The sequence below is a fragment of the Mycobacterium sp. 1482292.6 genome (assembly GCF_001672995.1).
Lineage (GTDB): Bacteria > Actinomycetota > Actinomycetes > Mycobacteriales > Mycobacteriaceae > Mycobacterium > Mycobacterium europaeum_A.
Window position 1 is genome coordinate 24,654 of record NZ_LZKV01000208.1, and the last position, 20,667, is coordinate 45,320.

19 protein-coding genes and 1 pseudogene are annotated in these 20,667 nt (G+C 70.2%); 8 read left to right on the plus strand and 12 right to left on the minus strand.

Annotation, left to right across the window (positions count from 1 at the left end; genetic code table 11):
• Positions 1-11 precede the first annotated feature (11 nt).
• The 7 genes from A5624_RS21055 to A5624_RS21085 all read right to left on the minus strand — a co-directional run bounded on the left by A5624_RS21055 (position 12) and on the right by A5624_RS21085 (position 8,172).
• On the minus strand, positions 12-1,127 hold the full coding sequence (locus A5624_RS21055; protein WP_156749110.1) for an enolase C-terminal domain-like protein: 1,116 nt from the start codon (positions 1,125-1,127) through the stop codon (positions 12-14).
• Positions 1,124-2,140 carry an SDR family oxidoreductase gene (locus A5624_RS21060; RefSeq protein ID WP_066870500.1) on the minus strand — a complete coding sequence of 339 codons (1,017 nt, stop codon included), beginning with the start codon at positions 2,138-2,140 and terminating at the stop codon, positions 1,124-1,126. Before A5624_RS21060 ends, A5624_RS21055 begins: the two co-directional genes overlap by 4 nt.
• A 31-nt stretch (positions 2,141-2,171) precedes the next feature.
• On the minus strand, positions 2,172-3,962 hold the full coding sequence (locus A5624_RS21065) for a glycoside hydrolase family 15 protein (RefSeq protein ID WP_066870503.1): 1,791 nt from the start codon (positions 3,960-3,962) through the stop codon (positions 2,172-2,174).
• A complete protein-coding gene (locus tag A5624_RS21070; protein WP_066870506.1) occupies positions 3,955-5,661 on the minus strand; it encodes a GMC family oxidoreductase in 1,707 nt (568 codons plus the stop codon). Before A5624_RS21070 ends, A5624_RS21065 begins: the two co-directional genes overlap by 8 nt.
• A complete protein-coding gene (locus tag A5624_RS21075) occupies positions 5,661-6,407 on the minus strand; it encodes a gluconate 2-dehydrogenase subunit 3 family protein (RefSeq protein WP_066870509.1) in 747 nt (248 codons plus the stop codon). Before A5624_RS21075 ends, A5624_RS21070 begins: the two co-directional genes overlap by 1 nt.
• A gap of 18 nt (positions 6,408-6,425) precedes the next feature.
• Entirely contained in the window at positions 6,426-6,929 is a 504-nt protein-coding gene (locus A5624_RS21080; protein ID WP_066870512.1) for a hypothetical protein, read from the minus strand.
• Positions 6,930-7,332: 403 nt separating this feature from the next.
• A complete protein-coding gene (locus tag A5624_RS21085; protein WP_066870515.1) occupies positions 7,333-8,172 on the minus strand; it encodes an SDR family oxidoreductase in 840 nt (279 codons plus the stop codon).
• Between the two features lie 89 nt (positions 8,173-8,261).
• On the opposite strand from A5624_RS21085, the gene A5624_RS21090 reads away from it, so the two are divergent.
• The 3 genes from A5624_RS21090 to A5624_RS21100 are packed head-to-tail and all read left to right on the plus strand — an operon-like array spanning position 8,262 to position 13,031.
• On the plus strand, positions 8,262-9,755 hold the full coding sequence (locus tag A5624_RS21090; protein WP_066870517.1) for an HNH endonuclease signature motif containing protein: 1,494 nt from the start codon (positions 8,262-8,264) through the stop codon (positions 9,753-9,755).
• A gap of 29 nt (positions 9,756-9,784) precedes the next feature.
• Positions 9,785-12,823, plus strand: coding sequence for an acyl-CoA synthetase (locus A5624_RS21095; protein ID WP_156749111.1), 3,039 nt, complete (start codon positions 9,785-9,787; stop codon positions 12,821-12,823).
• Positions 12,816-13,031, plus strand: a complete 216-nt coding sequence (locus A5624_RS21100; protein ID WP_066870523.1) for a Trm112 family protein — start codon at positions 12,816-12,818, stop codon at positions 13,029-13,031. Before A5624_RS21095 ends, A5624_RS21100 begins: the two co-directional genes overlap by 8 nt.
• On the opposite strand, the gene A5624_RS21105 is transcribed toward A5624_RS21100, so the two are convergent.
• The 4 genes from A5624_RS21105 to A5624_RS21120 form a co-directional block, all read right to left on the minus strand.
• Positions 12,997-13,620: a TetR family transcriptional regulator gene (locus tag A5624_RS21105; protein ID WP_066870525.1), complete on the minus strand. Its 624-nt coding sequence runs from the start codon at positions 13,618-13,620 to the stop codon at positions 12,997-12,999. The genes A5624_RS21100 and A5624_RS21105 overlap by 35 nt on opposite strands.
• 34 nt (positions 13,621-13,654) lie before the next feature.
• Positions 13,655-14,404, minus strand: a complete 750-nt coding sequence (locus tag A5624_RS21110) for an ABC transporter permease (RefSeq protein ID WP_232002299.1) — start codon at positions 14,402-14,404, stop codon at positions 13,655-13,657.
• Between the two features lie 2 nt (positions 14,405-14,406).
• Positions 14,407-15,171, minus strand: coding sequence for an ABC transporter ATP-binding protein (locus A5624_RS21115; protein ID WP_066870531.1), 765 nt, complete (start codon positions 15,169-15,171; stop codon positions 14,407-14,409).
• Between the two features lie 127 nt (positions 15,172-15,298).
• The gene (locus A5624_RS21120) at positions 15,299-16,576 is read right to left on the minus strand and encodes an ammonium transporter (RefSeq protein ID WP_066870534.1); all 1,278 of its coding nucleotides are present in this window, start codon (positions 16,574-16,576) and stop codon (positions 15,299-15,301) included.
• 108 nt (positions 16,577-16,684) lie between these two features.
• Here A5624_RS21120 and A5624_RS21125 point away from each other — a divergent pair, with 108 nt between their 5' ends.
• From A5624_RS21125 to A5624_RS21145, 5 genes and pseudogenes are all read left to right on the plus strand, one after another.
• Positions 16,685-17,329 (plus strand): DNA-3-methyladenine glycosylase, encoded by a 645-nt coding sequence (locus A5624_RS21125; protein WP_066870537.1) that lies wholly within the window; start codon positions 16,685-16,687, stop codon positions 17,327-17,329.
• Between the two features lie 32 nt (positions 17,330-17,361).
• Positions 17,362-18,633 (plus strand): tyrosine--tRNA ligase, encoded by a 1,272-nt coding sequence (gene tyrS / locus A5624_RS21130; RefSeq protein ID WP_066870540.1) that lies wholly within the window; start codon positions 17,362-17,364, stop codon positions 18,631-18,633.
• 98 nt (positions 18,634-18,731) lie between these two features.
• Entirely contained in the window at positions 18,732-19,094 is a 363-nt protein-coding gene (locus tag A5624_RS21135; RefSeq protein WP_066870543.1) for a DUF732 domain-containing protein, read from the plus strand.
• Positions 19,095-19,122: 28 nt separating this feature from the next.
• On the plus strand, positions 19,123-19,923 hold the full coding sequence (locus tag A5624_RS21140; RefSeq protein WP_232002298.1) for a tetratricopeptide repeat protein: 801 nt from the start codon (positions 19,123-19,125) through the stop codon (positions 19,921-19,923).
• 1 nt (position 19,924) lies between these two features.
• A pseudogene (locus A5624_RS21145) lies at positions 19,925-20,359 on the plus strand (HAD-IIA family hydrolase); the annotation flags it as partial.
• Here the strand turns inward: A5624_RS21145 and A5624_RS27670 are convergent.
• Entirely contained in the window at positions 20,278-20,646 is a 369-nt protein-coding gene (locus A5624_RS27670; RefSeq protein WP_369827507.1) for an HAD hydrolase-like protein, read from the minus strand. The pseudogene A5624_RS21145 and the gene A5624_RS27670 sit on opposite strands and share 82 nt — an antisense overlap.
• Positions 20,647-20,667 lie beyond the last annotated feature (21 nt).

A 20,667-nucleotide genomic window follows, 5' to 3' on the forward strand; every position in this document is an offset into this window, starting at 1 on the left:
CGGCTCCATGCCTAGGCCACCCGGTACCGCTCGGCGTCGCGGTGTTTGAACTCGCACCCGAAGCCCGGGCGGTGCTGATCGGGGCGCAGGGCCCCGCCCTCGGGGGACAGGGCGCCCTCGAAGAGCAGGTGTTCGATGCGGTGGTGGTCGTGGAAGTACTCCAGGTGTCGCAGGTTCGGGATCGTGGTGGCGACGTGGGCGTGCAGGTTGGGAGCGCAGTGCCCGGACACGTCGACGTTGTAGGAAGCGGCCACGGCCGCGGCGCGCACCCAGTCGGTGATGCCCCCGCAGCGGGTGACGTCGATCTGCAGGCAGTCCACCGCGTCGGCGGCGAGCATCCGGTTGAAGTAGGCCAGGTCGTAGCCGTACTCGCCGGCGGTGACATCCGGACTCACCTGGTCGCGCACCTCCCGCAGGCCGGCCAGGTCGTCGGAGGAGACGGGTTCTTCGAACCAGGTGACGCCGTGGTCGGCCATGGCGTGGGCCACCCGGATGGCCTGCTTGCGGCGGTAGCCGCCGTTGGCGTCGACATACAGTTCGGTGTCCGGCCCGATCACCTTGCGCGCCAAGGCGATTCGATCCAGATCGCGGCCCACGTCGGAGCCCCATGACTCGCCGATCTTGATCTTCACCCGCGGGATCTTCCACTCGCCGACCCAGCGTTCGAGTTGGGCACGCGTGGTGCGCTCGTCGTAGGTGGTGAAGCCGCCGCTGCCGTAGATCGGCACCTCGGGGTGCGCCATGCCGAGCAGCCGGCACACCGGCAGCTCCAGCAGCTTGCCCTTGAGGTCCCACAGCGCGGTGTCGAGCGCGGAGATCGCGCACGACGTCAGCCCGGGCCGCCCGTTGTTGCGCATCGCGATGACCATCGACTGCCACCGGGCCGGGATGTCCACGGCGCTGTGGCCGGTGAGCGTGCCGGCGAGCTTGCCGGTGATCAACGCGGCGCACGCGCCGTCGGCGTAGGTGTAGCCGATGCCGCGCCGGCCGCCGGCCGCAACCTCGGCGAGCACCAGCGTGGTCGACGACCACGACAGGGTGCCGTCGGCTTCCGGTGCGTCGGTGGGGATTTCGTAGGCCTGCGCGGTGACCCCTTCGATAGCCGCGTCGATGCGCGCGGTTGTCATCGCGCCCACCGGCGGCCCGCCCGCGCCGCGAGCCACGCGCCCACCCCCGCCGCGCCGAGCGCGCCGGTACCGCTGATGGCGGGATGCTGCGACGCCCACAGTTGCGGGCTGCGCGCGTGCGACTTGTCATCGAACTGGCCGTGCGCGCCGTGGTCGGTGCCCGGTTCGTCGTCCAGCGGCTGCCACAGGTTGTGCGGCCGGCCGGGCCCGACGTGTTCCTCGGTCTGCTGGGAGTCGTAGCCGGTGCGCCCGAGGTAGCGATCCAGCAGCGGCGCGACGAACTTCTGCCCCAGCAGCGTCACCATGGTGGAATCGCCGACCCAATATTGCTTGCGCCCCGGATGGTCGGCGGCATACACCACGCCGCGCGCGGCGACCTCGGGCTGGTAGATCGGCGGCACCGGCTGGGGATGGCGGGGCAGCCGGGACAGCACCCAGGAGAACTGCGGGGTGTTGACCGCCGGCATCTGCACGACGGTGATCCGCACCTTCGAGCCCTCGTGGAACAGTTCGCAACGCACCGATTCGGTGAACCCGTTGACCGCGTGCTTGGCGCCGCAATACGCCGACTGCAACGGGATCGACCGCTGGCTGAGCGCCGAGCCGACCTGCACGATGGTGCCGCGGTTGCGGGGGCGCATCTTGGCCAGCGCCGCCATGGTGCCGTGCACGTAGCCGAGGTAGGACACCTCGGTCACGCGCTTGAACTCCTCGGCGCTGATCTCGCGCAGCGGCGCGAACACCGAGGTGAACGCGACGTTGACCCACACGTCGATGGGGCCGAAGGCGGATTCGGCCTCGTCGGCGGCGGCGACGACGGCCGAGTGGTCGGCCACGTCAGTCGGGATCGCCAGCGCCTTGCCGCCGCCGGCCTCGACGTCACGGGCGGCGCCGTCGAGCCCCGCGGCGCCGCGAGCGAGCAGGGCGACGTTGGCGCCGCGCCGCCCGAACTCCTTCGCGGTGGCGCGGCCGATGCCGGCGCTGGCTCCGGTGATCACCACTGTTTGTGTCATCGCAGAACTGCCTTTCGCTCGGTCGGAGTTGTCACTGATGGTGGGCGTCGTCGTCGGTGAGGATGGCCGTGCATTCGAGCATCAGGGCGTGCGCGAACGCCTGGGGCAGGTTGCCGCGCAGCTGGCGCTGCCGCACGTCGTACTCCTCGCAGAACAGCCCCGGCGGGCCGCACGCGGCGCGGTTGCGTTCGAACCAGCGCATGGCGCAATCGCCGTGGCCCAGTTGGTGTTCGGCCAGCGCCATCATGAATCCGCAGAGCAGGAAGGCGCCCTCGGCGTCGCCGAGCTCGCGCTCGTCGTGCCGGAAGCGATAGACGAACCCGTCCTCGGTGAGTTCGCGGCGAACGGCGTCCAGGGTGGCCCGGGTGCGGGGGTCGTCGGCGGGCACGGCGCCGCGCACCGGCGGCAGCAGCAACGACGCGTCCACCCCCGTCAGCCGCGGGCTGCGCTGCCAGTAGCCGTGCGGGTGCAGGCTGCTCGACGCGGTGTCGGCCAGGATCGCGTCGGCCAGGGAAGCGCACGCGGTGACCTCTGGCCCGGCGCCGGCCAGCTTGGCGACGGCGCGCAGCCCGGCCACACAGGCCAGCCGGGACTGCGTCCAGTGCTCGTTCTCGATTTCCCACACCCCGGCATCCGGTTCACGCCAACGCTTTTCGATGGCCCGGATGGCGGTCTGCACCGCGCGCCACCCCTCGGCGTCGAGCCGGTCGGCGGCACCCGCCTTGGCCAGCAACTGCAGCGCCTCACCGAAGACGTCGAGCTGGAACTGCTGGTTGACCCAGTTGCCGACCTTGTCCGAGCCGCCGGGATAGCCGGGCAGGTCGAGCGTCTCCTCGCCGGGCACCGCGCCGCCGGTGACGGTGTAGGCGGGCTTGAGGTCGGGGCCGTCCTCGAGCAGCCGGGCGCCGACGAATTCGACCGCCCGGTCCAGCAGTTCGGTGGTGCCGACGGCGGCGGCGGCCATGCCGGCGTACACCTGGTCGCGGATCCAGGCGTAGCGGTAGTCGTAGTTCTGGTTGGTGTGCGCGCGTTCGGGCAGGCTCATGGTGGCGGCGGCCACCATGCCGCCCCCGCTGCTGGTCAGGCCGCGCAGCACCGCGTAGGAGTGGCTGCCGTCGCGCGCGGCGATGGTGCAGTTCAGCCGGGGCACGCTGCGCTGCCAGGCGGCCGCGGTGGCGTCCCAGGCCAGGTCGGGGTCCGGCGGCCGCTCGGGCAGCGCGCGTTCGGACAGCTCCAGCACCAGGTCGTGGTGCCGGCCGTCCTCGAGGGTGATCTCGCAGGTGAGCAGCTCGCTCCTGTCGTGCGAGGCCTTGACGACGCGGGCCTGGCAGCCGGCCAGCCACCGCCAGCGCAACCGGCCCGAGCGGCCGCTCCACACGCCGTCCTCGCAGGACGGCTGGCCGAGGCCGTGTTTGCCGAACCCCGCGCCCGGCGCCAGCAGCACCCGCACCCGCGCCGTCCCGCGGCACACCGTGAGGCGGCGCAGCAGCACCACCCGGTCGGGGTCGCCCGGAAAGGCCAGCGCCTCACGGCATTCCACGGTGCCGTCGCGGGTGATCCAGCGGTTGCGCCAGATCAGGGTGCCCGGCTCATAATAGCCGCCCCACACGTGCCAGACGTCGGTCGGCGTGATCGCGTAAACCCCGCCGCCGCCAATGAGATTGGAGAAGACGGCGTCGGAATCCCAGTGCGGCGCGCACATCCACGCGATGTCGCCCTGCGGCCCGATCAGTGCGCCGCGCTCGCCGTCTGCGAGCAACGCGTACTCACGCAGCACCCGGGGGGCGAAGGTCGTCTCGACGTCGATCGTTCGGTCAGCCACGGGCTCTCGCCTCCGACCTCCGTCCCGCAGTGGTATCGATCTTCCCGCCGGCCAACCGTTCGGCGAGCCGCGAGGCCAGCGCCATGATGGTCAGCGCCGGGTTCGCCGAGCCCTGCGTGGGACACACCGAGCCATCGGCCAGAAACAGGTTCGGGACGCCCCACACGCGCTGATCGGAGTCGACGACCGAATTGTCCGGGCTGGTGCCCATCCGGGCGCCACCGATCAGGTGGGCGAAGCGCTGGATGGTGAGCACGTCCTGGGCGTCGGCGGCGTGCAGGATGTCGCCGATCACCTTGGTGGAGTAGGCCATGTTGGCCTTGTCGTTGTCGCACAGCGTGTAGTCGAACCGGGCCACCGGGATGCCGTAGGGGTCCTTCGCTTCATCCCCAGAGGCCAGCGTCACGCGATTGTCCGGCAGCGGCAGCAGCTCGTTGAGCACGCCGACGGTCGCCCAGTGGTTGTAATCGCGCATGTACTCCCGCATCGCGCGGCCCCAGTGCCCCTCGGCCAGCACGTGTTCGGCCCAGCCGATGGGCAACGGCGATACGGTCTGGATGGCGAAGCCGCGGGCGAAGCCACGGGATTGGTCGGTCTCGTAGAACTGTTCGGAGGTCACCTCCGGGGGCGGCGCCTTGTACATCCGCACCTCCTCGGACCACCGGCCCGCGGACTGGGTGGCGCCCTGAACCATCACATAGCGCCCGACCTGGTCGTCGTTGTTACCCAACCCGTTCGGGAAGCGGTCCCTGGCCGAGTTCAACAGCAGCCGCGGTGTCTCGATCGAATACCCGGCTATGGCAACCACTTTGGCGCGTTGCAGCCGCTCCTTGCCGCCCACCTCGTCGTAGTAGACCACGCCGCGGGCGGTGCCGCTCTCGTCCAGCTCGACGCGCGAGGCCATACAGTTGGCGCGGATCTCCACGGCATGGGCCAGCGCGTCGGGCAGGTGCGTGACGTACGGGCTGGCCTTCGCGTTGACCTTGCAGCCCTGCAGGCAGTAGCCGCGGTAGATGCAGTGCGGGCGATTGCCGAAGGTGCCGTTGACGATGCCGACGGGCCCGACCCGCATCTCGATGCCGAGCTTGAGCGCCCCCCGCCAGATCTTGGCGGCGGCACCCGAAATGGGATGCGGCGCAAAGGGATAGCGATGCGGATCGCCCCAGGGCCAATTCTGGCCGGCCACCGGCAGCTCGAGCTCGACCTGCTCGTAGTGGCGGCGGATGTCCTCGTAGCGGATGGGCCAGTCCGCCCCGACCCCGTCGCGGGTGTAGGTCTCGAAGTCGCTGGGGTGAAACCGCGGGGTGTATCCGGCGTAGTGCACCATCGAGCCGCCCACCCCGCGCCCGGAGTTGTTCTTGCCCAACTCGATCGGGTCGTCGCCGCCGATGATGCGTTTCTGTGTCCAGTACAGCGCGTGCGATCCGGCCTCGTCGGACACCCAGTCCTCGTCGGGATGCCAGAACGGGCCGGCTTCCAGGATCACCACCCGCCAGCCCTCGCGGGCCAGCCGCTGCGCGAGCACCGAGCCACCGGCCCCGGCACCGACGACCACCAAATCGACCTCGTCGTCATCGGCGTAGCGCCGCATGGTCTTTTCGCCCGGTAGATCGCGGGTGTGCACGTCGAGCAGGAACCGCGAGTCGTTGTCCTTCGGTCCGACCGCGCCCTTGAACAGACCCCGCAAGAAGTCGCCCATCACAGCTCCCCGTTGTTCACGATTTGCACCGGGTCCTCGTCGGTGGCGCCGCGGGTCTCGTACGGTTCGCGCGCGGCGGCCGGACCGGTGGCGCCGCCGAGGCGCATGAAGCCGCGCGGGTAGGCCGGGCCGCCGAACCCGATCTCGTTCCACGCCCACGGGTGGGAGTAGAAGCCCGACAACGTCATTCGCATGCACACCGACCACGCCCGCTTGACGTTCAGGCTCTGCCACGCCCCGCCCTGCAGGTCGGCCTGGGAGAGTTTGTCGATGATCGCCTCGCGGGTGGTGATATCGGCGTCGGCGAAAGAGGTTGCGCCGTAGTGGTTCCTCGCCGTCTCATCGAGCCCGCGCAGCACCAGCCGCCAGGTGTCGCGGTCGTCGGGCATGTCGGCGTACTGGTAGCCGTCGAGGCGCCCGTCGGCGAGCTTGGAGTCCACCGACTCGGCCGCCGGCACCCGCGGTTCGACGTCCTGCGCGAGCACCGTGTCGCAGAACGCGCGCAGGCACGGCTCCTCTTCGGCGGTGAAAAACCGCAGCGGCCCAGGCGGTTCCAGGCGGGCCAGCACCACCTTGCGGGTGGCCTCGTCCCAGTTGTCGGCGGTCTCGAGCACGTCGTAGTCGGGGTAGCGCCCGATCATCTGCGGCGTGACGCCGCGCCGCTGCTTGGGCAGCCAGGACGGGTGCGGTGGTTTGCCGTCGGGGCGCAGGTTGGGCAGGTGGTCGGGGCGTGCGGTGTTGGCCATCTCGGGAATCCCAGCTCCCTAATCCCGGAACCGTTCGCGGCGCAGGATCGACGCCAATAGCCCCATCCCGCCGACCATGCACATCAATCCCGGCGCCGCGATCGGAGGCCCCATCGGCACGTTGTAGGAGGCGTTCTTCCACCCGCCCGGCTTGCGCGCGACCCCGCGCGCGTGCAGGTATTCGCCCATCAGGCCGTTGGCCGTGTAGATGCCCGCGGTGATGGGCAGCCAGAGCTTCGCCCAGCGCCGGGAGAACACGCCGCCGATGCCGGCGACGACCACGGGCGGCGTCACGACGATGGGGCTCCACATCCATTTGTCGCCGAAGCTCGCTTTGTAGTGCTCGAAGTAGATTTCGGCCGTCGTGACCATTGCCGCGATGGCGGTCAGACCGGACAGCGAGCGTTCGAAACGGCCGTGCGCGACGTCGTATAACGCTCGCCCGGCCAAATGTTGGACCTCGCCGAGTCCGTCGCCGGCGGTGCGGCCCTTTTGCCGTCCGCCGTTGCCCAGCAACAACATCTGTCTCCCTTTCTCGCGCGCGTATCCCCGGGCCGGCGGTTACCGGCCCGGGCTGATTTCGTAGATCGAACGGTCGGTGGCTTGTCGCTCGCCGAGCGATTCCGTCGTCGTATCCATCAAGCGACCTCGCCTTCGGGCTGGAAGGAAACACGGTCCCGGCGGGCTTCGGCATCCGCACTGTGGGTGCAGTAACGGTCGCCAAAGCCGCCCAGAAAACTGGGAAGCGCCCAGCTGTGTCTTTCAACCGAGGAGGTCCCGACGACGCGTCGCGACCGAAGCGCATCGGCTGTGTACCCGGCGTCATGCTGCGCAAACGGGTTCGCAGCTGGTTCTCAGCGTGCCTTAAGGAGCGCAGGTCGCGACGACGAATCGGCGGACTCCGCTTTCGCCGGCGGCCGACGGATCACGAAGCGCGGGAACCCAATTCGCGCAGGCGTTTGAGCACGAGTCGTCCCACCTGCATCGAAATGGTCGGCGACAGGCGCTCCAGGTACCACAGCGCCTTCCACCACGCCGGCACGATGACGATGGCGTCGCCGCGCAGCACGGCACGCAGGACACGATCGGCGAATTTCTCCGGCGCCATCGGCCGCGTCGGCTCCCAGGCTTTGAGGATGTCCTCGTCGCTGGCGCCCGTATTGTTCATCCGGCCGTAGACGCCGCCGGTGAGGATCGGGGTGCGGATGGCGCCCGGACACAGCACGGACACCTTGACGTTGTGGCGTTCGGCCTCCAGCCGCAGCGCCTTCGACAGTGCGACGACGGCGTGCTTGGAGGCGGTGTAGCTGACGGTGCCGGGGCCGGCCAGCAGACCGGCCATCGACGCCGTGTTCACGATGTGGCCCGAGCGCTGCCGGATCATGATCGGATACACGGCCTGGATGCCGTGCACGACACCGTGCAGGTTGACGGCCAGGACGTCGTTCCAGTCCTCGAGGCTGTAGGAGTCGACCTCACCGCCGACGCCGATGCCGGCGTTGTTGAACAGGTAGTCGATCCGCCCGGAGCGCTGCACGGCCTGGGCGACCGCGTCCTCGAACGCGGGGTAGCTGCGGACGTCGAGCTCGATCGCGTGGGCCTTGCCGCCGCCGAGGCGCTGTGCCAGCCGCTGGGCCGCCTCGAGCTGGCGATCGGCGAGCCAGACCTGCGCGCCGCCGTCGACCAACTTGGTGGCCAGCGCTGCGCCGATGCCCGACGCTCCGCCGGTGATGAATGCGACCTTGCCCGACACGCTCGACGCCATGGGGGCAGGATAGGCGCCGTCTGCGCAGCTCAACAGTGGTTCGCCGGCGATGACTGAAGTTGTCGGTGGCCGGTGGCATGATCGCACGTATGTTCGAAGAAGTCATCGCGCGGTTCGATGGGCAGTTCGAGCGGCATTATCCGTCGACCACGGGGGAGTCGAGGGCGTTGATCGACGACATCTGCGGGTCGGCGCGCGCAGAGAACCGGGCCGCGGCCGCCCAGCTGGTCGCGATCGGCAAGTTGTTCGCCTACCGGTTGTCGCGGTGTTCGGAGACCGAGGACTGGGCGGTCGACACCGAGGCGGCGGCGGCCGCCGAGGTGGCCGCGGCCTTGCGGATCAGTCAGGGGTTGGCCGCGAGCCGGTTGCGCTACGCGCGGGCGATGCGGGAACGGTTGCCGAAGGTGGGCGCGGTCTTCAGGGCCGGCGACATCGGATATTTGATGTTCCAGACGATCGTGTTCCGCACCGATTTGATTGAGGACGTGGAAGTGCTGGCGGCGGTGGACGCGGCGCTGGCCGCCAACTTGGCGCGGTGGCCGTCGATGACCCGCGGACGGCTCGGCGCGCAGATAGACAAGATCGTGGCCATGGCCGATGCGGATGCGGTGCGGCGACGCAAGGAGTTCGTGGCAGACCGGGAGGTCTGTATCGCCGATGGTGTCGGGGGCATCGCGGAGATTCACGCCAGCCTGCTCACCCCGGACGCCCATGCGCTGGACCGGCGGTTGACTGCGTTGGCGGGCACGGTATGCGAGCACGACCCGCGTAGCCGTGACCAGCGCCGCGCCGATGCCTTGGGAGCGTTGGCATGCGGGGCGGACCGGCTGGGCTGCCGCTGCGGGCGCGCCGACTGCGCGGCCGGCAAACGACCCGCGCCGAGTCCGGTGGTAATCCACGTGATCGCCGAGCGCTCGGTGCTGGACGGGGTGGGTAAGGCGCCGGCATCAGAGCTGGGCGCCGACGGGCTCATCGCCCCCGAACTGGTCGCCGAGTTGGCCGCCACGGCCAAACTCTCCCCGCTGATCCACCCCGGCGAGGCCGCCCCCGAGCACGGCTACATCCCTTCGAAAGCGCTGGCCGATTTCGTGCGGTGCCGGGACCTGACCTGCCGCTGGCCCGGCTGCGACCGCCCGGCCACGGACTGCGACCTCGACCATACGATCCCGTACGCCGACGGCGGGCCGACGCATGCGTCGAACCTCAAGGCGCTGTGCCGCACCCATCATTTGGTCAAGACGTTTTGGGGCTGGCGCGAACAGCAGCTGCCCGACGGCACCCTGATCCTGACCTCACCGGCGGGACACACTTACGTCACCACCCCGGGCAGCGCGCTCTTCCCCAGCCTGTGCGTGCCCACCGGCGCGATATCGGCCACCGAAGCCGACCCGCCCCGCGACTACTGCGCCGACCGGACGGCGATGATGCCCAAACGCCGCCGCACCCGCGCCCAGGACCGCGCCGCGCGCGTGGCCACCGAACGCCGCCACAACCGCGACGCACGCCTGGCCCGAGCGGCCCCACCGGCGAACCACGCCTGGCCCACCACGCACGGGTTCGACGAGGATCCACCACCGTTCTAACGGGAACCACCGCCTTTCTAGCTGCCCTGATGTGCCATGATGTCCAAGCTGTCAAGACTCAGGGAGCAGCAGTGGATCTCAATTTTTCGATGGTCACACGACCGGTCGAGCGGTTGATCGCTACCGCGCAGAACGGGCTGGAGGTCTTGCGACTGGGGGGCCTGGAAACCGGTAGCGTGCCGTCGCCGTCGCAGATCGTCGAGAGCGTGCCGATGTACAAGCTGCGGCGGTATTTTCCGCCGGACGGCCGGCGCGGCCCGTCACCCGCCGGGCCGCCGGTGCTGATGGTGCACCCGATGATGATGTCGGCGGACATGTGGGACGTCACGCGCGAGGAAGGCGCGGTGGGCATCCTGCACGCCCAGGGCATCGACCCCTGGGTCATCGACTTCGGCGAGCCGGACAAGGTCGAAGGCGGCATGCGGCGCACCCTGGCCGACCACATCGTCGCGCTCGGCCAGGCCATCGACACCGTCAAGGATGTGACCGGCAGCGACGTGCACCTGGTCGGCTACTCCCAGGGCGGGATGTGGTGTTACCAGGTCGCCGCCTACCGGCGTTCCAAGGCCCTCGCCAGCATCGTCACCTTTGGTTCGCCGGTGGACACGCTGGCCGCGCTGCCCATGGGCATCCCGGCGAATTTCGCGGCGCCCGCCGCCAATTTCATGGCCGACCACGTCTTCAGCCGGCTGGCGATCCCCAGCTGGATGGCGCGCACCGGCTTCCAGATGCTCGACCCGCTCAAGACCGCCAAGGCGCGGGTGGACTTCCTGCGCCAGCTGCACGACCGCGAGGCGCTGCTGCCGCGCGAGCAGCAGCGCCGATTCCTCGAGCGCGAAGGCTGGATCGCGTGGTCGGGTCCGGCGATCTCCGAGCTGCTCAAGCAGTTCATCGCCCACAACCGGATGATGACCGGCGGCTTCGCCGTCAACGGCCAGATGGTCACGCTCACCGACATCACCTGCCCCGTGCTGGCGTTCGTCGGCGAGGTCGACGACATCGGACAGCCCGCCTCGGTGCGCGGCATCCGGCGGGCTGCCCCCAACGCCGAAGTCTACGAATACACCATCCGCACAGGGCATTTCGGCCTGGTCGTGGGATCCAAAGCGGCACAGCACAGTTGGCCGACGGTTGCCGAATGGGTGAAGTGGCTGTCCACCGGCGGCGACAAACCCACCAGCATCGACCTGATGGCCGACCAGCCCGCGGAGCACACCGACAGCGGGGTGGCGCTCAGCTCCCGGATCGCGCACGGCCTCGGGGAGGCCTCCGAAGCGGCGCTGGGCATCGCGCGTGGCGCGGCCAACACCGTCGTCGCCGCCAACAAGTCCGTGCGCACCCTCGCCGTCGAGACGGCCCGGACCCTGCCCCGCCTGGTCCGCCTGGGCCAGATCAACGACCACACCCGAATCTCGCTGGGCCGCATCATCGAAGAGCAGGCCCACGACGCCCCGCAGGGCGAATTCCTGCTGTTCGACGGCCGCGTGCATACCTACGAGGCGGTGAACCGGCGCGTCAACAACGTCGTCCGCGGCCTGATCGACGTCGGGGTGCGACAGGGCGATCGTGTCGGCGTGCTGATGGAGACCCGGCCCAGCGCGCTGGTGGCCATCGCCGCGCTGTCCCGGCTCGGCGCCATCGCGGTGGTGATGCGGCCCGACACCGACCTGGCCGCCTCGGTGCGGCTCGGGGGAGTGACCGAGCTGCTGACCGACCCCACCAACCTCGACGCGGTGCTGGGCTCCGACCGCCAAGGCCTGCGCCAGGTGCTGGTGCTCGGCGGCGGCGAGTCGCGGGACCTGCACCTGCCCGAGGACTCCGACGTCATCGACATGGAACAGATCGACCCGGACGCCGTCGAGCTGCCCGGCTGGTATCGCCCCAACCCGGGACTGGCCCGGGACCTGGCGTTCATCGCGTTCACCGCGGCCGGCGGCGAACTGGTGGCCAGGCAGATCACCAACTACCGCTGGGCGGTGTCGGCCTTCGGCACCGCCTCGACGGCCGCCCTGGACCGCCGCGACACCGTCTACTGCCTGACGCCGCTGCACCACGAGTCGGCGTTGCTGGTCAGCCTCGGCGGCGCGGTGGTCGGCGGCACCCGCATCGCGCTGTCGCGGGGCCTGGACCGGAACCGATTCGTCCAGGAGGTGCGCCAGTACGGCGTCACGGTGGTGTCCTACACCTGGGCCATGCTCCGCGAGATCGTCGACGACCCGGCGTTCGTGCTGCAGGGCAATCACCCGGTGCGGCTGTTCATCGGTTCCGGCATGCCGACCGGGCTGTGGGGGCGCGTCGTCGAGGCGTTCGCGCCGGCCCACGTCGTCGAGTTCTTCGCCACCACCGACGGGCAGGCGGTGCTGGCCAACGTGTCCGGCGCCAAGGTCGGCAGCAAGGGCCGACCGCTGCCGGGCGCCGGGCGCATCGAGCTGGGCGCCTACGACGCCGAGCACGATCTGATCCTGGAGAACGAACGCGGCTTCGTGCAGATCGCCGCACCCAAGGAGGTCGGGGTCCTGCTCGCGGCCTCCAACGGCCCGATCGATCCGAGCGCCTCGGTCAAACGCGGCGTCTTCGCCGCCGGCGACACCTGGATATCGACCGAGTACCTGTTCTATCGCGACGACGACGGCGACTACTGGCTGGCGGGCCGGCGCGGCTCGGTGGTGCACACCGCGCGCGGCCTGGTCTATGCCGAGCCGGTCACCGACGCGCTGGGGTGCATCAACGGTGTCGACCTCGCGGTCACCTACAACGTGCCGTTCGGGAACCTCGATGTCGCGGTGTCGGCCGTGACGCTGTTGCCCGGGGCCAGCATCACCGCGGCGGATCTGACCGAAGCCTTCGCGGACCTGCCGATCGGACTGGGCCCCGACATCGTGTGTGTCATACCGGAAATGAACCTGAGCGCGACCTACCGTCCCACCGTCAGCGCGCTGCGGGCGGCCGGGATTCCCAAGTCCGGGCGCCAGGCTTGGTATTTCGACACCGCCAGCGAGCAGTACCGTAGGTTGACGCCCGCTGTGCGGGCGGAATTGAGCGCCGTGTATCGAGGTGACGATGATTGACCGGGCATTGCTCGACATCCTGGTGTGCCCGGACGACCGGGGCCCGCTGGTGCTGGTCGGCGAGGAACTGCTCTACAACCCGAGGCTGCGGCGCGCCTACCGCATCGAGGACGGCATCCCGGTGCTGCTGATCGACGAGGCCCGCGACGTCGGCGACGACGAGCACGCGCGGATCATGGCACAAGACCATCCGGCAGATCCCCGGTGAGATAGCGCTGCAGGTTCGGCGCGATGGTCCGGGCGACCTGCTCGGGCGGCAGCGACGCGAACGGCTCCAGTGCCAGGATGTAGCGCGCCATCACCACGCCCACCAGCTGCGAGGCCACGAATTGGATGCGCAGGGTTCCGCTGCCCGCCGGATTGTCCACGCGGCTGCCGACTTCGACGGCGATCACGTCCTCGATGAAGGTGCGGAACAGGTTGGTTTCCGAACCGGCCAGGATCGATCGCAGCGTGGCGATGAACGCCGCACCGATCTCGGAGTCCCACAGCGGCAACAACATTGAGGGCAGCCGGTAGCCGAGCTCCTCGACGGGCACCTCGCGTAGCGGGCCGATGACCTCCATCGGGTCGATCGGGATGTGCACGGCCGCGGCGAACAGCTGCTCCTTGGTGCCGAAGTAGTGGTGCACCAGCGCCGAGTCCACGCCCGCCGCCGCGGCCACCGCCCGTATGGAGGTGTTACGGATTCCTTTGCTGGCGAACAGCTCTCGCGCGCTGGCCAGGATGCGGTCGCGGCTGTCGGAGACACCGGCCGGCCGCCCCCGCCGCCGGCGCCCGGCGCTGGTGGCCGTCACCAGGCGCCCGGCTGCGCCGCGCTTGCGATCGCCACTAGGGCGTCCGCCGTCGCAGCGTGGCCGCGGCCAGGCACAGCGCCGCCAGGGCGAAGCCCAGCACCACGACGATGTCGCGCACCGCGATGAACGTCAGGTCCGGGTGGGCACCCACCTGCTGTAAGGCCTCCAGCGCGTAGCTGGCCGGCAGCACGTTGCTGATCCATTGCAGCCAGTGTGGCATCAGGGCCCGCGGCACGATGATGCCGGCCAGCAACAGCTGCGGCACCATTACCAGGGGAATGAACTGCACGGCCTGAAACTCGGTGCGGGCGAACGCACTACAGAGCAGGCCAAGGCCGACGCCCAGCACGGCGTTGACGATCGCGATGACGAACACCCAGACCGGGCTGCCCGCCGTGTCGAAACCCAGCAGCCAGAACGAGACGATGCACGCCAGAATCGCTTGCGCCGCAGCGGCGACGGAGAAGGCGGTGCCGTAGGCGATCAGCAGATCGAGGCGCCGCAGCGGCGTCGTCAGAATGCGCTCCAGCGTCCCGGAGGCCCGTTCACGTTGCATGGTGATCGCGGTGATGATGAACATCACGAACAACGGGAACAGGCCCAGCAGGATAAGGCAGGCGTTGTCGAACGGGGTCGGGCCGCCCGGGCGGTGCGGGGCGTTCTCAAACATGAAGTACATCAGCGTGATCACCAGGACCGGCACCAACAGGATCATCGCGACGCTGCGGCGGTCGCCGACGAGCTGGCGCAGGATGCGCGCCGTGGTCGCGGTGTAGCCGCGCAGGGTCAGCCCGCTTCGCGCATGGTGCTGCGCTTGATGATGGACAGAAACGCGTCCTCCAGTGACGTGCATCCGGTGTCCTCTCGCAGTTGGGTTGGGGTGGTGTGGGCGACCAACCGGCCGTCACGCATCAGCAGCAGGTCGCCGCAGTGATCGGCCTCGTCCATCACGTGGCTGGAGACCAGCAGCGTGGTCCCGCCGCGGGCCAGTTCGGCGAACTGCTCCCAGAGATCCGCGCGCAGCACCGGGTCCAGGCCCACCGTCGGCTCGTCGAGCACCAGCAGGTCGGGCTGGCAGACCAGCGCGCAGGCCAGCGACACCCGGGTGCGCTGACCCCCGGAGAGGTTGGCGCACAAGGCGGTTCGGTGATCGGTCAACCCCACCCGGTCGATGGCGGCGTCGGCGGCCTGGCCGTCGAACCCGTACAGCGCGGCGAAATAGCGGACGTTGTCCACCACCCGCAGGTCGTTGTAGATCGTCGGGTCTTGCGGCAGGTAACCGACGCGGTGGCGCAGTTCGGCGCTGCCGGCGGTTTTGCCGAGCACGGTGACGGTGCCCTTGGTGAGGATCTGGGTGCCGACGATGCAGCGGATCAGTGTGGTCTTGCCGCAGCCCGACGGTCCGAGCAGGCCGGTGATGCTGCCCTTGGCGATCTGCACGGAGAAGTCGTGCAGGGCCGGGCGTTTGCCGCGGATGACGCGCAGGTGATCGATGCGCACCGCCGGCTCCGCGGGGCCGGCAATTAATTCATCACGGGATGAACTCATCATGCGATGAATAATCGTCGCGTCGCGCCGGGTTGTCAAGGGCTGCCGACGACGGCGCGAGGGGTCGCGGTTCCGTCGCCGTAGTGAGTTTTAAACGGCTGGCACGGCCGCTAGCGCCGCGCCGACGGGCCTAGTTGAAGCGCTCGCCGGTCGCGGGGCGGCGCTGCGGCAGGTGCCCGTGCACGCCTTCGGCGTAGGCGGTTTCGGCGTGCTGGGTGAGGTCGACGCCGGTGGTCTCGTCCTCGGCGCTGACCCGGAATCCGATCAGCCGGTCGATCGCCTTGCCCAACACGAACGTCATCGTGAACGCGTAGAGGGCGACGACCGCGATCGCCAGCGCCTGCTTGCCCAACTGGCCGAAGCCGCCCCCGTAGAACAGGCCCCGCGGGCCCGCCGTCATGACCGCGGTGGCGAACAGGCCGATCAACGACACACCGACCACGCCGCCGACGAAGTGCACGCCCACCACGTCGAGCGAATCGTCATAGTTGAAGCGCAGTTTCGCGCCCACCGCGAACGCGCACACGACGCCGGCCGCGAGTCCGACGACGGTCGCGCCGAGCGTGTTGACGGTGCCGCAGGACGGGGTGATGGCGACCAGGCCGGCGACCACTCCCGACGCCGCACCGAACGTGGTGGGCCGGCCGTCGCGGATCTGTTCGACCGACAGCCAGCCGAGCATGCCCAGGCATCCGGCCACCAGGGTGTTGAGGAAGATGGCCGCGGCGGTTCCGTTGGCGGCCAAGGCGGAACCGGCGTTGAACCCGAACCAGCCGAACCACAGCAGCCCGACACCGACGAACAGCAGCGGCAGGTTGTGCGGCCGCATGGCGTCCTTCTTGAACCCGATGCGCGGCCCGAGCACCAGCGCCAGCGCCAGCGCCGAAGACCCGGAGACGATCTCGACGACGAGCCCGCCCGCATAGTCGAGCACGCCGAGCTTGGCCAGCCAACCGCCGGACCCCCAAACCCAGTGCGCGACAATTGAATACACCGCGATCGTCCACACCGGGACGAACACCATCCAGGCGGCGAACTTGGCGCGGTCGGCGATCGCCCCGCTGACCAGGGCGGCCGTGATGATCGCGAAGGTCAACTGGAACGTGGCGAAGAGCAGTTCGGGGACCGTGCCGTGCACGGTGTCGGGGGTGATGCCGAGCATGCCGAAATGCCTGAGGTTGCCGGCGAGTCCGCCGACCCCGTCCTCGGAGAAGGCGATGGTGTAGCCCACCAGCAGCCACGCCACCGTCACCAGCGGTATGGAGATGAAGCTCATCATGATCATGTTGAGCACGCCGGTGGTGCGGACCATGCCGCCGTAGAAGATGGCCAGGCCGGGGGTCATCAACAGAACCAGTGCGGTGCTGGCCAGCAGCCACGCGGTGGCGGCGGGATCGATCGCATGCATCAGGTGGGCTCCTTCTCGCGGCCCTGGGGTCACGGGACACCGGGATACTGCCACGTCCGGACTGCCGGTAGGTTCGTTGGGTTAAGAAAAGAGGATTCAGGATCTGATGTGGTCGAGGCTCGAGGACGATTTCGCGAAGGCACGGCTGCGGCCCAGCTGTTAGTCGACCCGGTCGAGGCTGCGCGCCGGCTCCTGGGCGCCACCCTGACCGCGCGGGGCGTGAGCGGGATAGTCGTCGAGGTCGAGGCGTATGGGGGAGTTCCCGACGGTCCGTGGCCCGACGCCGCCGCCCACTCGTACAAGGGATTGCGGGCCCGCAACTTCGTGATGTTCGGGCCCCCGGGGCGGCTTTACACCTACCGCAGCCACGGGATCCACGTCTGCGCCAACGTGTCCTGCGGGCCCGACGGCACCGCCGCCGCGGTCCTGTTGCGGGCCGCCGCCATCGAGGACGGCACCGAGGTCGCCCGCGCCCGCCGCGGCGAGCTGGTGCACACCGCGGCGCTGGCGCGCGGTCCGGGCAACCTGTGCGCTGCCATGGGAATCACCATGGAGGACAACGGCATCGACCTGTTCGCGCGCGACAGCCCGGTGCGCCTGGAACTGCACGAACCGCTGACCGCGTCGGCCGGCCCCCGGGTCGGCGTCAGCCAGGCCGCCGACCGGCCGTGGCGGTTGTGGTTGCCCGGGCGCCCGGAGGTCTCGGCCTACCGCCGCAGTCCCCGCGCGGCGGCGCCGGGCGCCAGCGACTAGCCGAACCGATCTGGGGTGAAAGGATCTTGGACATGGGCGAGAACATCATCGACGAGCTGGGCTGGCGCGGCCTGATCGCGCAGTCCACCGACCTCGATGCGCTGGCCGCCGAAGCGCAGCGCGGGCCGCTGACGGTGTACGCCGGCTTCGACCCCACCGCGCCGAGCTTGCACGCCGGGCACCTGGTGCCCCTGCTGGCGCTGCGCCGCTTCCAGCGCGCCGGCCATCGCCCGATCGTGCTCGCCGGCGGGGCCACCGGCATGATCGGCGACCCGCGGGACGTCGGCGAGCGCACCCTCAACGAGGCCGACACCGTCGCCGAATGGACCGAGCGGATCGGCGGACAGCTGCGGCGCTTCGTCGACTTCGACGATTCGCCCACCGGCGCGATCGTCGTCAACAACCTGGACTGGACCCGCCCGCTGTCGGCGATCGAGTTCCTTCGCGACCTCGGCAAGCACTTCTCGGTCAACGTCATGCTGGACCGCGACACCGTGCGGCGGCGCCTCGACGGCGACGGCATCTCCTACACCGAGTTCAGCTACATGCTCCTGCAGGCCAACGACTACGTCGAACTGCACCGGCGGTACGGCTGCACGCTGCAGATCGGCGGCTCCGATCAGTGGGGCAACATCATCGCCGGCGTGCGGCTGGTGCGCCAGCAGCTGTCCGCCTCGGTGCACGCGCTGACGGTGCCGCTGGTGACGGCCGCTGACGGCACCAAGTTCGGCAAATCCACCGGCGGTGGCAGCCTGTGGCTGGACCCGGCGCTGACCACGCCGTACGCCTGGTACCAGTACTTCTTCAATACCGCCGACGCCGACGTCGTCCGCTACCTGCGCTGGTTCACCTTCCTGACCGCCGACGAGCTCGGCGAGCTGGAACAGGCGACCGCCGAGCGTCCCCAGCAGCGCGCCGCCCAGCGGCGGCTGGCGCGCGAACTGACCGTGCTGGTGCACGGCGAGGCGGCCACCGAGGCCGTCGAGCACGCCAGCCGGGCGCTGTTCGGGCAGGGCGAGCTGGACCGGCTGGACGAGGCCACGCTGGCGGCGGCGCTGCGCGAGACCTCGGTCGCCGAGCTCAAACCCGGTGGCCCGGACGGGATCGTGGACCTGCTGGTCGCCACCGGCCTGTCCGAAAGCCGCAAGGCCGCGCGCCGCACGCTCGGCGAGGGCGGCGTCTCGGTCAACAACGTCCGCATCGAGAGCGAGGAATGGGCGCCGCAACTGTCGGACTTCCTGCACGGCAAATGGCTGGTGCTGCGCCGCGGCAAGCGCACGGTCGCCGGGGTCGAAAAGCTCTAGCCCGACCGGCCGCCGGGGGGCGCCGCAAAACGCGTGCGTGCACAGATCTTTACCTCCCCGTGTCGTCGACGTGACCGTGGGCGACCACTGTTGTCACGGTGATTTTCGCGACGCGTGTGCGGTCCACCGCCCTGCGGATCCTGGGGGTGAACGCCGGCCTGGTGGCGCTGGCCGCGACGCTGTCGGCACCGATCCGCGCGGACATGCTGGGCAATGCCTTCCTGTCGGCGCTGACGAACGCCGGGATCGCCTACACGCAGCCGACCAGCACCATGGCGATGGGGCAGTCGGTGTGCCCGATGCTGTTCGAGCCCGGCGGGTCGTTCGACGAGGTGACGTCCAGGATGGCCGAGGGCAACGGAATGTCGTACGAGATGGCGGGCCGGTTCACCATCGTCGCGATCGCGACCTACTGTCCGGCGGTGATTGCGCCCCTGCTGGGTAACCGGCTGCAAAGTTAGGCGTGGCGCTGCCCGTATTCTCGGCAGCGTGGTCGACGACAGGCAACGGCAGCGCGGCGAACGGCGGGGGCGGCCGGCATCCAACGGCTGGTCGGGTCCGGGCCGTGCGCGCCCGGTCCAGCCGCAGAGCGCCGGACGCCGCGACGGCCAGGCCGAGCGCGCGCCGCAGGACGGCCCGCCGATACCGCCCGGAGTGGAGGCAAAGCAGCTGGCACCCGACATCCGCCGCGAGCTGAGCACCCTGGACCGCGCCACCGCCGACGCGGTGGCGCGCCACCTGGTGGCCGCGGGCGAATTGCTCGACGAAGACCCGCAGGCCGCCCTGAGCCACGCCCGGGCGGCGCGCGCCCGGTCCAGCCGGCTCGCCACCATTCGGGAAGCGGTCGGCATCGCCGCCTACCACTGCGGCGACTGGTCGCAGGCGCTCGCGGAACTGCGTGCGGCCCGCCGGATGGGCAGCAAGTCCCCGCTGCTGGCCCTGATCGCCGATTGCGAACGCGGACTTGGCCGCCCGGAGCGGGCGATCGAGCTCGCGCGCGGGCCCGAGGCCGCCGAACTGTCCGGGGACGACGCCGACGAGTTGCGCATCGTCGCGGCCGGGGCGCGCGCGGACCTCGGCCAGCTGGAACAGGCGCTGACCGTGTTGTCGACGCCGCAACTGGATCCGGGCCGCACCGGCAGCACGGCGGCGCGGCTGTTCTACGCCTACGCGGACACACTGCTGGCGCTCGGCCGCGCCGACGAGGCGCTGCAATGGTTCCTGCGCTCCGCCGCCGCGGACGTCGACGGTGTCACCGACGCCGAAGACCGGGTCAGTGAACTCGGCTGACATGTCCGCCGAACAACCCAAAACCCTTGCGCAGCAATACGACTGCCTGCTCATCGATTTGGATGGCACGATGTTTCGCGGTCGTCGGCCCACCGACGGCGCGGTGCAGGCGCTGGCGCGGGTGCGCAGCCGCGCGTACTTCGTCACCAACAACGCCTCGCGCAGCGCCGAGGAGGTGGCCGCGCACCTGACCGAGCTGGGCTTCACCGCCGTCGCCGACGACGTCGCCACCAGCGCGCAAAGCGCCGCCCGGCTGCTGGCCGACCAATTGCCGCCGGGCGCACCGGTGCTGATCGTGGGCACCGACGCCCTGGCCGACGAGGTCACCGCCGTCGGACTGCGCCCGGTGCGCAGCTACGACGACGACCCGGCCGCCGTCGTGCAGGGCCTGTCCCAGACCCTCGGGTGGCCGGACCTGGCCGAGGCGGCGTTGGCGCCCTCGATGTCGGTGTCGAGGCGGTCGCCGACCACCAGGGGGGCGCGAAAGTCGCCGCGGGCCGCGGCGTCGCGCAGCAGTCCGGGCGCCGGCTTGCCCGCGACCTGGGGCTCGCCGCCGGTGGCCGCCCGCAGCGCGGCCACGAACGATCCGTTGCCGGGCAGCAGCCCGCGCTCGGTGGGCAGGGTCAGGTCGACGTTGGACGCCACCCAGAGCGCGCCGGCCCGGATGGCCAACGCCGCCTCGGCCAGGTCCGGCCACCCGAGGGTCTGGGACAGGCCCTGCACGACGGCGGCCGGGTCGTCGTC